Origin of the sequence: Brucella oryzae, assembly GCF_041929965.1 — a bacterium.
Taxonomy (GTDB): Bacteria; Pseudomonadota; Alphaproteobacteria; order Rhizobiales; family Rhizobiaceae; genus Brucella; species Brucella oryzae.
The window spans coordinates 279,094-293,364 of the sequence record NZ_JBHEEO010000004.1 but is presented as its reverse complement, the minus strand read 5'-3'; the positions used below and the strand labels follow the sequence as shown (position 1 = coordinate 293,364).

The following is a 14,271-nucleotide window of genomic DNA, read 5'->3' as shown; positions in this document are numbered from 1 at the left end:
TAAAAGCCGTTCTTTTCTCCATACCTCAACAGGATAATCACCCCGTCAAGACCGCCAGCCAAACCAGTTAAAACCTTGAAAGCTCAACCCGCTCAACCAACCAAAGGGACGAACCAACCTGCCGCTAGCAGCGTCGCCGCCCTCGTTGTGGAGGCGTATATAGGGGGCACCCCTCATATCTGTCAACAGCATCAAGGAAGTTTTTTGATGTTTTTTTGACAGATTTCCACAAGCCGTCAGATTTCCACGTATTTACCTTATATTATAAGGGCACACATTGCGCCGAGCACACTTAGAAGGGCCATAAACCAGCCTTAATAACCAAATAGCTTCCGCGAAGCTTTCGAAACCGGCAATGAAGCGCGACTTGCGCACCGCTGTGGAAATCCTGGTCCGGCAGGCTTGTCGTTGACTTACGTTTCTTCGGAAGGCAAAACTCTCATGCCCGTTTGGGAGCCTTCCCAAAGGATGAAAGACACCTTAGCACCGGATTAGCGGCTCATCCGCTTTTCCGATAAATGATTTCAAGCACGTTTTGTGCAGTCCGTTTTTGAAGAAGGGCCGGCTATATCAGCATGAAAGAGATGGGGCCGAACAATCTCGATCCGGGTGACGAGCCCCCGCTCAGCGTAGGCGGACGGCGACGGCCACCAGATCGTCGTGAAGTTTCTGCCCGCTGGCTGGCTGGCACCTTTCTGACCGGCGTTACATCCTGCATGCTGATCGGCGTTGCATTGTTTGCCGCTCTCGATGGCCGCGAACAGCTGGCGACCCCACCCGAAATTCTTGCCCGGACCGACATGCCGGGTCCGACCGACGAAGCCGCCATCGCCAAGGGCGGACGTCTTGTCAGTACGGTTTCCCAGCAGAAGGCGCGCGACCGGCGCCGCTTCGATCTTTCCACGATGCAGAAAGTGGGTGAACGGGAAGTCATTCGGACACGACCGTTTGAATTTGTCCGCATGGCTCTCGCCGTCGATCATCCGACAAACCGGAAATATCCGGCTTTCAATGCTCTAACCGTGTTTTCCGAAGGCCCTGCCGCACCGCAACCTGCCGATGCAGGTCAGATCTATGGTGCCAAGGTTGAAAGCGAAGTCAGCCTGCGTGTCGTCGATTTTCCGATGAACAGTGCAACATTCGATGCTTCCAGCGACCTTACCGTTGACGAGGTCGAAAAGGTTGTGCGCGATACGGGCGGTCTTCTGACGGACGGTGACGTTCAGGTCGCCTCGCTTCATTATGTCGATCCTGCCCGTTTTGGCGGCTCCGACTCTCCATTTGCACTCGGGCCAGCGCTTGGCGTGAAAATTACGCAGGAGAATGTCAGTGTCGCACCGCGCGGCGATGATGAAACCGTTGGCGAAGGCTTTTCGGAAGAACTGATTCCGTTCCGCCAGACAGCTGAAATTGCACAAACGCTCGAAGATGCCGGCTATTCCGGTGACGATGCTGAAAACATGGCCAAATCACTCGCCAAGCTGATGAATTCGCCGCGGCTTAAGGAAGGCAGTGTTCTGCGGGTCGGCACCGAGACACATGATGGTGTGGACCATATCGTGCGGGCAAGCATCTATAATCGCACGACCCATTTGGTGACGGTTGCGCTCAATGATCGCGGACAATATATCCCTTCGGACGAACCGGAACAGACCCCGCTCCTACAGACGGCTTTCGATGGCAATGCGTTGCCAACAGCCATTCGAGGCAATTTGCCGAGTGTCTATGACGGGATCAGCCGTGCCGCGCTCGCCTATGGCATGTCGGAGACGATGCGCGAACAGCTCGTCAAGATGCTGGCAAGCGATGTCGACCTGCAGTCGCGGCTGTCGCCGAGCGACCAGATCGACGCATTCTTCTCATTACCGGACGACCCCGACAAACAGGGAGCAGATTCGCAGCTTCTTTATGTTTCGGCCAATTTTGGCGGAACGACCCGCAAATTCTATCGCTATCAGGCCCCGGACGGCAGCGTCGACTACTTCAATGGCGACGGCAAGAGCGCGAAACAGTTCCTGCTGCGCAATCCGGTTCCAAATGGTATTTTCCGCTCACCGTTCGGCATGCGCCGTCATCCAATCCTTGGCTATAGCCGCATGCATACTGGCGTGGACTGGGCAGCCCCGCGCGGCACACCGATCATCGCTTCCGGTAACGGCGTCGTGGAAAAAGCAGGGTGGACCAATGGCTACGGCAACCAGACCCTGATTCGTCATGCCAATGGTTATGTGAGCAGCTACAGCCACCAGAACGCTATCGCCCGTGGTGTTACCGCCGGTGCGCGCGTAAGGCAGGGACAGGTGATCGGCTATGTTGGCTCGACGGGTCTTTCGACCGGTCCTCATCTTCACTACGAGCTGATCGTAAACGGCACCAAGGTCGATCCGCTACGCATCCGTCTACCCGACAACAAGGCGCTTTCAGGCAAGGAACTCCAAGCCTTCAAGCAGGAACGAGACCGCATCGATGCGCTTTTGAACAGCGATGAAAACGGCACCAAGCTCGCCTCGAACGGATCGACGAAGAGCTGATAAAGAAAAAAGCCGGAGCGTTTTCCGGCCTTTTTCTTAAAGAATGTCGCCAGACTTACTCGGTAAACTCGACCGTTACACCGGCCTTCACCAGCTTTGCCAGCTCTTCTGCATCCCAGTTGGTCAATCGCACGCAGCCATGGCTCGACGTCTTGCCGATTCTCGACGGCTCCGGTGTGCCGTGAATGCCGTAGGTCGGTTTCGACAACGCGATCCAGACCGTGCCGACCGGTCCGTTTGGCCCTGGCGGGATGGTCAGCACCTTGTCATTATTGCCCTGCTTGAAGTTGATCTTCGGATTGTAGGTGTAGTTCGGATTAATCGCGATGCGTTCGACCTGAACAATACCGGATGGTGAAGGATTGTCCGACGAGCCGATAGTCGAGGGATAGGCAACGACCAGCTTACCGGTTTCGTCATAACCACGAACCTGCTTGCGCCCCTTGTCGGCAATGATGCGGGCCACCTTGGTCCTGACAGGCTTGCCGAGATTGGGAATCTTAACAACCGAACCCGGCTGATTGAAGTTTACGCCGGGATTGATCTCTTTCAGATAGGCTTCGTCGATATGAAACTTTTCGCCGAGCATTTCGGTGACCGATGTATAGGCCATCGCTGGCAACTGCGCCTTGTGGGCGTAATCCTCCGGAATTGAGGCAACATACTGTCGCCCCACATCCTCATTGGTGATCGTGTATTCGGTGAAGGCTGGGCCACCTGTCGCTTCAAGCTCGGCATTGACGGCCGCTTCGTCTGTTGGATTGATCGATTTGCCGGTCAATTCGCCATAGGCGGCAGCCGCCTTGTCGACATTGCTGCCCGAGCGACCGTCGATGACACCGGGCGATGCACCCGCGCGGTCGAGAAGTATCTGATAGGCTGCGATCTTCGCCTTTGCGCCCTGCCCCTTCGGCATTTCGATGGCCGGAGCCATGTCGCTCGGATTGGGAACGCCCCTTGGCTGCTCATAACCCGGCTGGCCATAATCCTGCTGGCCGTCATAGCCGGGATTCGCACTGGCAGAATTGGTGTTGGTATTGTCGGGATATTGATCGCCTGCCGGAGGCAGTTCCGACCGCTGCACCTGTCCATCCCGGTTGCCGCCATATTGCGGTGCCGCGGGAGCGTCCGGATAATAATTCGGGTCCTCGGGCACATTGCCGAAACCGTCATAGGGTGCACCACCATCGACCGGACCATCGAGTGTCCAGTTGTCATCTGGCTGCGGCGCACGGCGAGCCCGACGGTCATAGGCGTTCGGATCATAATTATTGGCGTCCTCGACACTGAGGATGCGCCCGCGACGGTCCATGGTAACACGGCGGCCATACTGGTCGATAAAGACCCGCACCCGGCGATCATGATAGATTTCCTCGCCTGGATCATAAAGCTGCGCAAGCTGAACCGGGCGTTCAGTAACCGTTGCAGACCTGCTTTCGTCGGCGCGCGCGGGACCATTGACGGTGATTGCCGCAACGGAAGCAAACAAAGCAAAACGAAGCATGTGTGTGTGATGCGCCATGAAGGATGCCCTGGGTGATCGAGAGATCATGGATGCCGCGAATATGGTTAATAACTGATTAGAGCATTTCCAGCAAAAGTGCGAAGCGGTTTTGCGTAGGATAATGCGACTAAACAATCAGTTAGAGCGGTTCCGCCGATTCTGTTAAAATGGGAACCGCTCTAGTTGATAGAGCAGATGCCAGATGAACTGGACATGAAAATGGCCGATATCGAAGGAAAGCCGGAAAACTTTTCAGGCCAGACATGAAAAAGGCGCCGCAACCTATCCGGTTGCGGCGCCCCAAGCCTTCAACTCACGAACGCTTATGCGTTCTCGTCGACCTTCTGGCCTTCATCCTCAAGCGCCCCGCGAATCGGACGGAAATTGAGCCTGTCCGAACCGGCGGTAATCTTGACGATGGAACCATCCAGAATGTCGCCCAGAAGAATGCGCTCGGCGAGCGGGTCCTGAACTTCCTTCTGGATGACACGCTTCAACGGACGTGCGCCATAGGCCGGATCATAGCCCTTGTTGGCCAGCCATTCGCGTGCATCCTCTTCCAGTTGCAGCACGATCTTGCGATCGCTCAAAAGCATCTGGAGACGCTGCATCTGGATATCGACAATCGCCCCCATATCCTCGCGGCGCAGCCGGTGGAACAGGATGATTTCATCGACACGGTTCAGGAATTCCGGACGGAAGGCAGCTCGCACCACGCCCATCACTTCGTCACGAACGGTTTCGACATCGTCCTTCTCGCCAAGATTGACGAGATATTCGGCACCGAGATTCGAGGTCATGATGATAACCGTATTGCGGAAATCGACCGTGCGGCCCTGCCCGTCTGTCAGGCGTCCATCGTCCAGAACCTGCAACAGCACGTTAAACACATCCGGATGCGCCTTTTCGATCTCGTCGAACAGGATCACCTGATACGGCCTGCGCCGCACAGCTTCCGTCAGAACGCCGCCTTCTTCATAGCCGACATAGCCGGGAGGTGCGCCGATCAGCCGGCTCACGGAATGCTTTTCCATGAATTCCGACATGTCGATACGAACCATGGCCGTGTCGTCCTGGAACAGGAACGCGGCGAGCGCCTTGGTCAGTTCCGTCTTGCCGACGCCCGTAGGGCCGAGGAAGATGAACGAACCGATCGGCCGGTTGGGGTCCTGAAGCCCGGCGCGCGCACGGCGAACAGCCTTCGAGATGGCCTGCACCGCCTCGCCCTGCCCGACGACGCGCTTGCCGATTTCGTCTTCCATACGCAACAGCTTCTCACGCTCGCCTTCCAGCATCCGGTCGACCGGAATGCCGGTCCAGCGCGAAATGATCTGCGCCACGTGGTCAGGCGTAACGGTTTCCTCCAGCAGAGAACCCTTGTTTTCCTGGCTTTCCGCTTCGACAAGCTGCTTTTCCAATTGCGGAATCGTGCCATAGGCAAGCTCACCTGCCTTCTGGAATTCACCGCTGCGCTGTGCGATGGCGAGAGCGTTGCGCGCCTCTTCAAGCTGGCGCTTGAGATCGGCGGCGAGCCCGAGCTTCTGCTTTTCAGCCTGCCATTTCGAGGTCAGTTCGGCCGATTCTTCTTCCAGATCGGTCAGTTCCTTTTCCAGGCGCTGGAAACGATCCTTGGAAGCCGCATCCGTTTCAACCTTCAGCGCTTCGCGCTCTATCTTCAGCTGCATGATGCGGCGGTCGATTTCATCCAGCTCTTCCGGCTTGGAATCGACCTGCATGCGCAGGCGCGACGCCGCCTCATCGACAAGATCGATTGCCTTGTCCGGCAGGAAACGGTCGGTGATGTAGCGGTTCGACAGGGTCGCCGCAGCAACCAGAGCCGAATCCGAAACACGCACCTTGTGATGCTGCTCGTATTTTTCCTTCAGGCCACGCAGGATCGAAATCGTGTCCTCGACCGTCGGCTCATCAACGAATACCGGCTGGAAACGGCGGGCAAGCGCTGCGTCCTTCTCGACATATTTGCGGTATTCTTCCAGCGTCGTCGCGCCGACGCAGTGCAGTTCGCCGCGTGCAAGAGCTGGCTTCAAAAGGTTCGATGCATCCATCGCGCCATCGGACTTGCCTGCGCCGACAAGCGTGTGCATTTCATCGATGAAGAGGATGATCTGTCCTGCAGCCGTCTGCACTTCCGAAAGCACCGCTTTCAGACGTTCTTCGAACTCACCGCGATATTTGGCACCGGCAATCAGCGCTCCCATGTCGAGCGCCATCAACTGCTTGTCCTTCAGGGATTCGGGCACGTCGCCATTGACGATGCGAAGCGCCAGACCTTCGGCGATTGCGGTCTTGCCGACGCCCGGCTCGCCGATCAGAACCGGATTGTTCTTGGTGCGGCGCGACAGAACCTGGATCGTGCGGCGGATTTCCTCATCACGGCCGATCACCGGGTCGAGCTTGCCCGAACGCGCATCCTCGGTCAGATCGCGGGCATATTTCTTCAACGCATCATAATTGCTTTCAGCGGACGCCGAATCGGCAGTGCGACCTTTGCGCATATCGTTTATGACCTTGTTGAGCGCTGTCGGGGTCACACCGGCAGCAGAAAGAATTTCAGATGTCTTCGCGGATTTTTCCATCGCCAGCGCCGTCAAAAGGCGCTCGACGGTGACAAAACTGTCACCGGCCTTGCTGGCAAGCTCTTCGGCGAGTGAGAAGACCTTGGCAAGCGGCTGCGAGAGATAAAGCTGGTCGTTACCGCCCGACACTTTGGGCAGCTTTTCAAGCGCGTTCTGCAAGCCGATACGCACATCGGCAATCCGGCCACCGGCACGTTCGATCAGGGACGAGGCAAGTCCTTCATCATCGTCGACGAGAACTTTCAGCACATGTTCCGGCGTAAACTGCTGATTGCCGGACGACAGCGCGAAAGTCTGTGCAGACTGGATAAAGCCGCGGACGCGTTCGGTATATTTTTCAATATTCATGATGTCTCCTTTGCCTTCCAGCCCATCATGCGGCACCGGAAGATGAATGGTGACGAAGCCCCCACACAGGGCAGGCTTCTTTCCAAGACAGCATATGGGACGATGGCCGGGTTTCGACAAGGGTTACAGGCACTTGGAGAGCCAAATAAAAATGGCGCGGAAACCGCGCCATTTTGAACTCGATTGCGAAGACACATATTTAAGCGTCGGAATTTGCAGGTTCCGTCGCTGGCGTCTCGTCCCCGCTATCTTTGGCGGCACGACGCGGGCGACCCGGACGGCGCGTGGCACGACGTGGTGCGGCTTCTTCGGCAGGTGCTGCATCGGCAGCAGGAGCGGCTTCAACGACCGCAGGTGCTGCCTGCTCGGCAACAGCTTCAACCGGAGCCGAAGCCTCTTCAGCCACCGGCTGAGCCTGTTTTTCCTGCGGCTGTTCATCCGAACGCTCGTCAGCGTTGAAGCGCTCACGCTGCGGACGGCGACCACGACCGAGACGACGATCACGATTATCGCGTTCGCGCGGCTGCTGGCGACCTTCGCCGGACTTTACCGGCTCGCCACCATCTTCGCCGTAGACGACCTCGGCCGGCGTGCCTTCGATAACCGGCTGCGGACCCGAACCGTTGACGGGCTGCGGCTGTGCTGCAGCAGGCGTGAAACCTGCTTCCTCATCATCCGAACTGTCATCGTCGAAGGTTTCTTCGCGCTGGAACGGCACCGGATTCTGCGCCATGGCAGCCATGATGATGCGATTGTAATGTTCAGCGTGCTGAAGATAGTTTTCTGCCATCACGCGATCGCCAGATGCCTGTGCGTCCCGCGCAAGTGCTGAGTATTTTTCTGCAATATGTTGCGCATTGCCGCGGATCTTCACATCCGGGCCATTGCTTTCGTAATTGCGCGACAGAGGATTGGGGCCCTTGCGGTTATTGTTGTTATTATTGTTATTCCCCCGTCCGCGCATGCGCCTGTTCTGCTGTGCTGGCCTCATATTCATCTCTTTTCAGATTAAAGGGCGTAGAAACTCCACAGCCAAAAAAGCTGCCGGTTTCACGCTATCGAGCCATGGAGGAAGTACGCCCTAAAAACTTCCCACAAATCGACTGCTCCTGAGTTAGGTACACCTCTATAGGTCACCGAAACTCCGCGGTTGCATTAATGCATAACCATTCCGAAAAGCTTTGCTCTTCGAGATTATGCTTGAAGGTCGTGTACTTCCGCACAAGCCATCCCCAAAGAACCCTCCGGGGAGCATGACCAAAAATCGCCATGGAGCATTTCCGCTACCGCCCATCAGCGGGCAAAACCATTCTGGCTGTATACGGTGGCCGGAAACTAAACGGCTTCGCCGCAAATTCCAAGTGTTTTTTAGCGGTTCAGCGCATCAAAATTGCGTATTTTATTTGTGCGCGAAAAGCATGGCCCTTCTGTGACCGCCAAGATCACTCGCATGTCCTGCGAGAGAAAAACCTGCGCTTTCGAAAAGCGCCTCAACATCCTGGAATTGTCCGGCGCCGATCTCTACGGCAACCATTCCGTTCTTATATAGGTGATCTGCTGCCTTCTGTGCAAGGGCTCTGTAGAAATTCAGTCCATCGGCGCCGCCATCAAGTGCGGCGAGGGGATCATGTTCACGCACTTCGCGCGAAAGTCCCGCAATGTCTTCATGCGGAATATAGGGCGGGTTTGAGACAATAAGATGAAAGCGCCCGCTCACATTCTGGAACCAGTCGCTTTTAAATGCGGCAAAGCGGTCGCCTACGCCATTGGCGACAGCATTGATTCGCGCCATCGCAAGCGCGCCTTCCGCCATATCGAGACCGATGCCATGCGCGCACTCGAAGCGATGCAGAAGCGAGATAATGATAGCGCCCGTTCCTGTTCCCATATCGAGCAGTTCAAGTGTGCTCTTCTGCGCCGTCAGCGCTTCCAGTGCCGGAATGACCAATTCCACCAGCACTTCCGTATCGGGACGCGGTTCAAGCGTCGCAGCGGAGAGCTGGAAAGGCAGGCCGAAAAACTCGCGCATGCCTATGATGCGATGTACCGGCTCGCCTGCAGCCCGGCGCTTCAGTGCAGACCGAAGCACCGCGACACGTTCCTCATCAATCAGCTTTTCCGGCGTAGAAATCAGATCGAGTCGAGTTGCCCCCGTCACCCATTCGACCAGCAGCCGCGCGTCGAGATCGGGTGTATCGAGCCCCACGTCCCGAAGTTGTTTCCGGGCGGCACTCATCAGTGTGTCGAGGCGTTCGCCGCTCACGCTCAGGCGCCCAGCTCGGTCAGGAGCGCGGTCTGGTGATCGGAAATCAGCGCATCGACCAGCTCGTCCAGATCGCCTTCCATGACCCGGTCGAGCTTATAAAGCGTCAGGTTGATGCGATGATCGGTGACGCGCCCTTGTGGGAAATTATAAGTGCGAATGCGCTCCGAACGATCGCCGGAACCGACCTGGCTGCGGCGCGATTCTGAGCGTTCGGTTTCTGCCTTCTGGCGCTCCATGTCATAAAGGCGCGCGCGCAAAATCTGCATGGCGCGTGCGCGGTTCTGGTGCTGGGATTTTTCAGCCTGAACGACCATGATACCGGTCGGGATGTGCGTAATGCGAACCGCCGAATCGGTCGTGTTGACGTGCTGCCCGCCAGCGCCCGATGCCCGCATCGTATCGATGCGGATATCCTCGTTGCGGATTTCGATATCGATGTCTTCTGCCTCCGGGAGGACAGCAACCGTTGCCGCCGATGTGTGGATACGCCCGCCAGCTTCCGTTTCAGGCACGCGCTGTACGCGGTGCACGCCCGATTCAAACTTGAGCTTGGAGAACACGCCCTTGCCCGAAACGGTAGCGATGATTTCCTTGTAACCGCCGGCGTCACCCTCGCTGGCCGAGACCAGTTCGACCCGCCAGCCCTTTTCGGCGGCATAACGCTCATACATGCGAAACAGGTCACCGGCGAACAGCGCCGCCTCAAGTCCACCCGTACCGGCACGAATTTCGAGGATCGCATTCTTCTCGTCGGCAGCGTCTTTGGGCAGAAGCAGAATCTGGACTTCCTGCTCCAGTGCCTCAATGCGCTTTTCCACTTCCGGCAGCTCTTCCAGCGCCAGCGCGCGCATCTCGGCATCTGTGGCGGCGTCGTCACGCATAGCCGCCAGATCGACCGCTTCCTTGCGGGCGTCGGTCAGTTCGCGAATCTTGCCGACCACCTCCTGCAGCTCGGAATATTCCGATGCAAGCTTCACATAGGTTTCCGAATCCGGATTATTGGCCATCTGGCTCTCGATCATCGAGAACCGCTTCAAGAGCTGGTCCATCCGGTCCTGCGGCAATGCGATCATGTCATGTCCTAAAAATTGTCAGCAACGTGCAAAAATGCAAAACGAGACGCTGCGCAATCCTGCACCGCGACCGTCCAGTCAGGCTAATTTGCTTCGCTATAACGGAATATCGTTGTCTTCGGCAAATCTCATCAGCATTTCACGCAGCGAATGCGCGCTGTTCGGCTTGTCCAGCTCTTCCGCCAGCAAGGCCGTGAGCTTGCCCGCATCCAGCTGATCGAGCATAGCCTTGACCGGGCCGATTGCTGCCGCCGACATCGAGATCGACCGAAACCCGATACCGACCAGCGCCATGGCTGGAAGCGGCCTGCTGGCCATTTCACCGCATAGAGTAACCGATTTGCCGTGGCGATTGCCGGTTTCCACGATGAAGCGCAGTGCCCGCAGGAATGCAGGCGACAGCTGGTCGAAGCGCCCCGACATCAGCGAGTTGCCGCGATCTGTTGCCATCAGAAACTGGAAGAGATCATTCGAACCGACGGAGATGAAATCGACGAGCGACATCAGTTCCTCAAGCTGCCAAAGCAGCGACGGCACCTCGATCATCGCTCCCAGTTTCAGACACATGGGCAACTGATGGGCAAACCGCGACAAATGACGGACCTCACGATCGATGATCTCCCGCGCGGCCTTCACCTCGCTGACTTCCGTGATCATCGGCAGCAGGATTTTCAACTCGCGTCCGCCCGCCGCCTTCAACAGCGCACGCAGCTGGGTACGCAGCAATCCCGGACGATCGAGCGTCAGGCGTATAGCACGCCAGCCGAGTGCTGGATTTTCTTCCTGCACGGTCGAACTGAAATAGGGGAGAACCTTGTCACCGCCGATGTCCAGCGTCCGGAAAGTCACCGGCTTGTCGCCTGCCGCCTCGATAACCGAGCGATAGAGGCGTTCCTGCTGTTCGGCACGCGGAAATGTGGAGGCCACCATGAACTGAAGTTCTGTACGAAACAGGCCGATCCCCGCCGCACCCGAAGCCGACAATTGCGGCAGATCGACGAGAAGCCCGGCATTCATCAGAAGCGAGATATCGACACCGTCCTTCGTGACGGATGGCTTGTCCCGCAACTCACGGTAATGGGCCTGACGCCGCGCCCGGAAACGAACCTTTTCGGCATAAGCTGTTTCCAGATCGGCTTGCGGGCGCAGATGCATGATGCCTTCATCACCATCGACAATTGCCGCATCGTTGTTTTCGGCCATCGAGACAATGCCTTTGGCCTGTCCGACCACGGGAATACCCATCGCGCGGGCGACGATCACCACGTGGCTCGTGGCCGCACCGTCTTCCAGAACCACGCCGCGCAAGCGCTCGCGCGGATAATCCAGAAGTTCGGCAGCTCCCATGGAGCGCGCAACGATGATCGCGTCCTTGACCAGCGATTCGGCGATAGTCTTGATGTCGCGCCCCATCAGCTGGCGTAGCAGACGGTTCGCAAGATCATCGAAATCCGACAGGCGCTCGCGCATATAAGGATCGGTTAGATGCACCATGCGCGCGCGTGTATCGCTCTGCACTTTTTCGACTGCCGCTTCGGCAGTCAGACCGTTGTGAATGGCTTCTTCGAGCCGTCGCACCCAACCGCGATCATGGGCAAACATGCGATAGGCTTCGAGCACTTCGCGATGCTCGCCCTCCACCGCCACATCGCGGCGCGACAGCATGTCATCGATCGATATGCGCAGGCTGCCAAGCGCCTCGTCCAGCCGGTTCAGCTCTGCCTGGCTATCCTCGTTGAAAAGATTGGTGACGACGATGCGCGGCTCATGCAGCACCACATGGCCAAGGCCGATACCGTCGTTGAAAGCCTGTCCTGTCACGCTCATCGGGCGACCGAGATCAAGCTCTATGCCCGGACGGGCCAGACGCAGCCCGTCACCGGTCGCGATGATTTCAGCAAGGACCATGGCGGTGGTTTCAAGTGCTTCGACCTCGTCTTCCCGATAAGCCCGCTTGGTCTTGTTCTGGACGACAAGAACGCCCAAAGTACGGCCAGCGCGCAGGACAGGAACGCCAAGGAAGGAATTATAGGCTTCTTCCCCGGTTTCAGGGAGGTAGGCAAAGGCCGGGTGGCTCTGCGCATCCGTCAGGTTGAGCGGGCGGGCACTTGCGGCAATCGTGCCGACAAGCCCCTGGCCGAGACGAAGCTGGGCAAGGTGGACGGCCTGCGGATTGAGGCCTTCGGTCGCATAGAGTTCGAGAACGCCATCGGCACGTAATATGTAGAAGGAGCAGACTTCCGCGACCATATTCTGGGCGATCTCGCGAACGATCCGGTCAAGGCGCGCCTGCGGTTCCAGCGGCTCCGCCATCAATTCACGCAACCGCTTGAGCAGTACGCGGGGACCAGTTGTCAGCTCACGCATGATCGTCGGGGGCTCCTTTCAGGTTGCTGGCGTGCTTTCGCCAGCCGATTCCCAATACCCGCCCGCGAAGCGTTACGCCAATCCCTTTGTGAGCATTTTTGACACCCGCGTCCAGAACAAATAGTCGCGCCTCGCAAATAGTTGCAGGACCGCGCACCATTTCCGGCACGCGGCCCAATATACAACCATGTTTCAAAACAGGGTGTGAACCGGCTGATTACTTGTCGAGGCCGTAGACCGCGTGCAGCGTGCGCACGGCCAGTTCCGCGTAAGGACCGTCGATCAGGATCGAAATCTTGATTTCAGACGTCGTGATAGCGCGGATATTGATGCCTTTTTCAGCCAGCGCCTTGAAGGCGGTGGCAGCAACGCCTGCATGACTGCGCATGCCGATACCGATGACCGAAATCTTGGCAAGACCGGTTTCGGACTGGATATTGTCGAAGCCGATCTCGCCCTTGACCTTGTCCAGTACCTTCAGTGCCTTTTCGATATCACCGGTCGGAATGGTGAAAGTCATGTCGGTCTTGGAGCCGTCTTCCGACACATTCTGTACGATCATGTCGACATTGATGTACTCTTCGGCAAGAGGTCCGAAAATTGCCGCCGAAACGCCCGGCCGGTCGGCCACACGCCGCAGCGAAATCTGAGCTTCATCCTTCGCAAAGGCGATACCTGTGACGACCTGCTGTTCCACGATTTCATCCTCGTCGCAAATAAGGGTTCCGGGCGGATTGATCGGATCACCCATGCCCGGCGCATCTGGGTCCGTAAAACTCGAGCGCACGAACGTGCGTACCTTGTGCACCATAGCGAGTTCGACCGAACGCACCTGCAGAACCTTGGCGCCGAGCGACGCCATTTCCAGCATTTCCTCGAAGGAAATCTTCGAAAGACGCTTCGCCTTCGGTTCCAGGCGCGGGTCGGTCGTGTAAACGCCATCTACATCCGTATAGATATCGCAGCGATCAGCCTTAACACCAGCGGCAATGGCGACGGCAGACGTATCCGAGCCGCCGCGCCCAAGCGTTGCAACACGATTATCAGGCCCGATGCCCTGGAAACCGGCAACGACGGCAACCTGCCCCATCTCCATACGACGGATGATTTCCGATCCGTCAATGTCCTGAATACGGGCAGCGCCATGAGCGTTGTCGGTCTTGATCGGGATTTGCCAGCCCTGCCACGAACGCGCATCGACGCCGATGGACTGCAGCGCAATCGCCAGAAGGCCGCTCGTCACCTGCTCGCCAGAAGCGACGATGGTATCATATTCGCGGGCATCGTAGAAAGGCGAGCTTGCGCCGCAGACTTTCGGCATATTCTGCACCCAGCCGACCAGCTCGTTGGTCTTGCCTGACATGGCCGAAACGACGACGGCAACCTGATTGCCCGCCTCGACCTCGCGTTTGACGTGGCGCGCCACATTATAGATGCGTTCCAGATCGGCTACCGAAGTGCCGCCGAATTTCATCACGATGCGCGCCATTTAAGGTTACGTCCCGCTGTTTAGAAAAATTACACTCTCACCCGCCCAAACCTTATATTGTTGCGACAGGCAAACCCGGGGTCACATAGCTAAAAT

General features: G+C 57.4%; 8 protein-coding genes. 1 reads left to right on the top strand and 7 read right to left on the bottom strand.

The window, feature by feature from the left end:
* The first annotated feature begins 575 nt into the window (after nucleotides 1-575).
* Nucleotides 576-2,531, top strand: a complete 1,956-nt coding sequence (locus tag JNC70_RS06295; protein ID WP_104754954.1) for a M23 family metallopeptidase — start codon at nucleotides 576-578, stop codon at nucleotides 2,529-2,531.
* A 55-nt stretch (nucleotides 2,532-2,586) separates the two neighbouring features.
* Here JNC70_RS06295 and JNC70_RS06290 read toward each other — a convergent pair whose 3' ends face one another.
* From JNC70_RS06290 to JNC70_RS06260, 7 genes are all read right to left on the bottom strand, one after another.
* Nucleotides 2,587-4,053 (bottom strand): L,D-transpeptidase, encoded by a 1,467-nt coding sequence (locus JNC70_RS06290; RefSeq protein ID WP_104754955.1) that lies wholly within the window; start codon nucleotides 4,051-4,053, stop codon nucleotides 2,587-2,589.
* Between the two features lie 305 nt (nucleotides 4,054-4,358).
* Nucleotides 4,359-6,980, bottom strand: a complete 2,622-nt coding sequence (gene clpB / locus JNC70_RS06285; protein ID WP_104754956.1) for an ATP-dependent chaperone ClpB — start codon at nucleotides 6,978-6,980, stop codon at nucleotides 4,359-4,361.
* A 199-nt stretch (nucleotides 6,981-7,179) separates the two neighbouring features.
* A complete protein-coding gene (locus JNC70_RS06280; RefSeq protein ID WP_104755210.1) occupies nucleotides 7,180-7,971 on the bottom strand; it encodes a DUF4167 domain-containing protein in 792 nt (263 codons plus the stop codon).
* Nucleotides 7,972-8,379: 408 nt separating this feature from the next.
* A complete protein-coding gene (gene prmC / locus JNC70_RS06275; protein ID WP_104755211.1) occupies nucleotides 8,380-9,216 on the bottom strand; it encodes a peptide chain release factor N(5)-glutamine methyltransferase in 837 nt (278 codons plus the stop codon).
* A gap of 29 nt (nucleotides 9,217-9,245) precedes the next feature.
* The gene (gene prfA, locus JNC70_RS06270) at nucleotides 9,246-10,319 is read right to left on the bottom strand and encodes a peptide chain release factor 1 (protein WP_104754957.1); all 1,074 of its coding nucleotides are present in this window, start codon (nucleotides 10,317-10,319) and stop codon (nucleotides 9,246-9,248) included.
* A gap of 96 nt (nucleotides 10,320-10,415) precedes the next feature.
* Complete coding sequence (gene ptsP, locus JNC70_RS06265; RefSeq protein ID WP_104754958.1) at nucleotides 10,416-12,686, bottom strand: phosphoenolpyruvate--protein phosphotransferase; 2,271 nt, start codon at nucleotides 12,684-12,686, stop codon at nucleotides 10,416-10,418.
* A 217-nt stretch (nucleotides 12,687-12,903) separates the two neighbouring features.
* Nucleotides 12,904-14,175, bottom strand: a complete 1,272-nt coding sequence (locus tag JNC70_RS06260) for an aspartate kinase (RefSeq protein WP_104754959.1) — start codon at nucleotides 14,173-14,175, stop codon at nucleotides 12,904-12,906.
* Nucleotides 14,176-14,271: the final 96 nt, after the last annotated feature.

Bases quoted from the DNA above. Each gene is read 5' to 3' on its own strand.
- JNC70_RS06295 (WP_104754954.1), top strand. From the start codon at position 576: ATGAAAGAGATGGGGCCGAACAATCTCGATCCGGGTGACGAGCCCCCG.
- JNC70_RS06260 (WP_104754959.1), bottom strand. From the start codon at position 14,175: ATGGCGCGCATCGTGATGAAATTCGGCGGCACTTCGGTAGCCGATCTG.
- ptsP (WP_104754958.1), bottom strand. From the start codon at position 12,686: ATGCGTGAGCTGACAACTGGTCCCCGCGTACTGCTCAAGCGGTTGCGT.
- JNC70_RS06290 (WP_104754955.1), bottom strand. From the start codon at position 4,053: ATGGCGCATCACACACACATGCTTCGTTTTGCTTTGTTTGCTTCCGTT.
- prfA (WP_104754957.1), bottom strand. From the start codon at position 10,319: ATGATCGCATTGCCGCAGGACCGGATGGACCAGCTCTTGAAGCGGTTC.
- prmC (WP_104755211.1), bottom strand. From the start codon at position 9,216: ATGAGTGCCGCCCGGAAACAACTTCGGGACGTGGGGCTCGATACACCC.
- JNC70_RS06280 (WP_104755210.1), bottom strand. From the start codon at position 7,971: ATGAGGCCAGCACAGCAGAACAGGCGCATGCGCGGACGGGGGAATAAC.
- clpB (WP_104754956.1), bottom strand. From the start codon at position 6,980: ATGAATATTGAAAAATATACCGAACGCGTCCGCGGCTTTATCCAGTCT.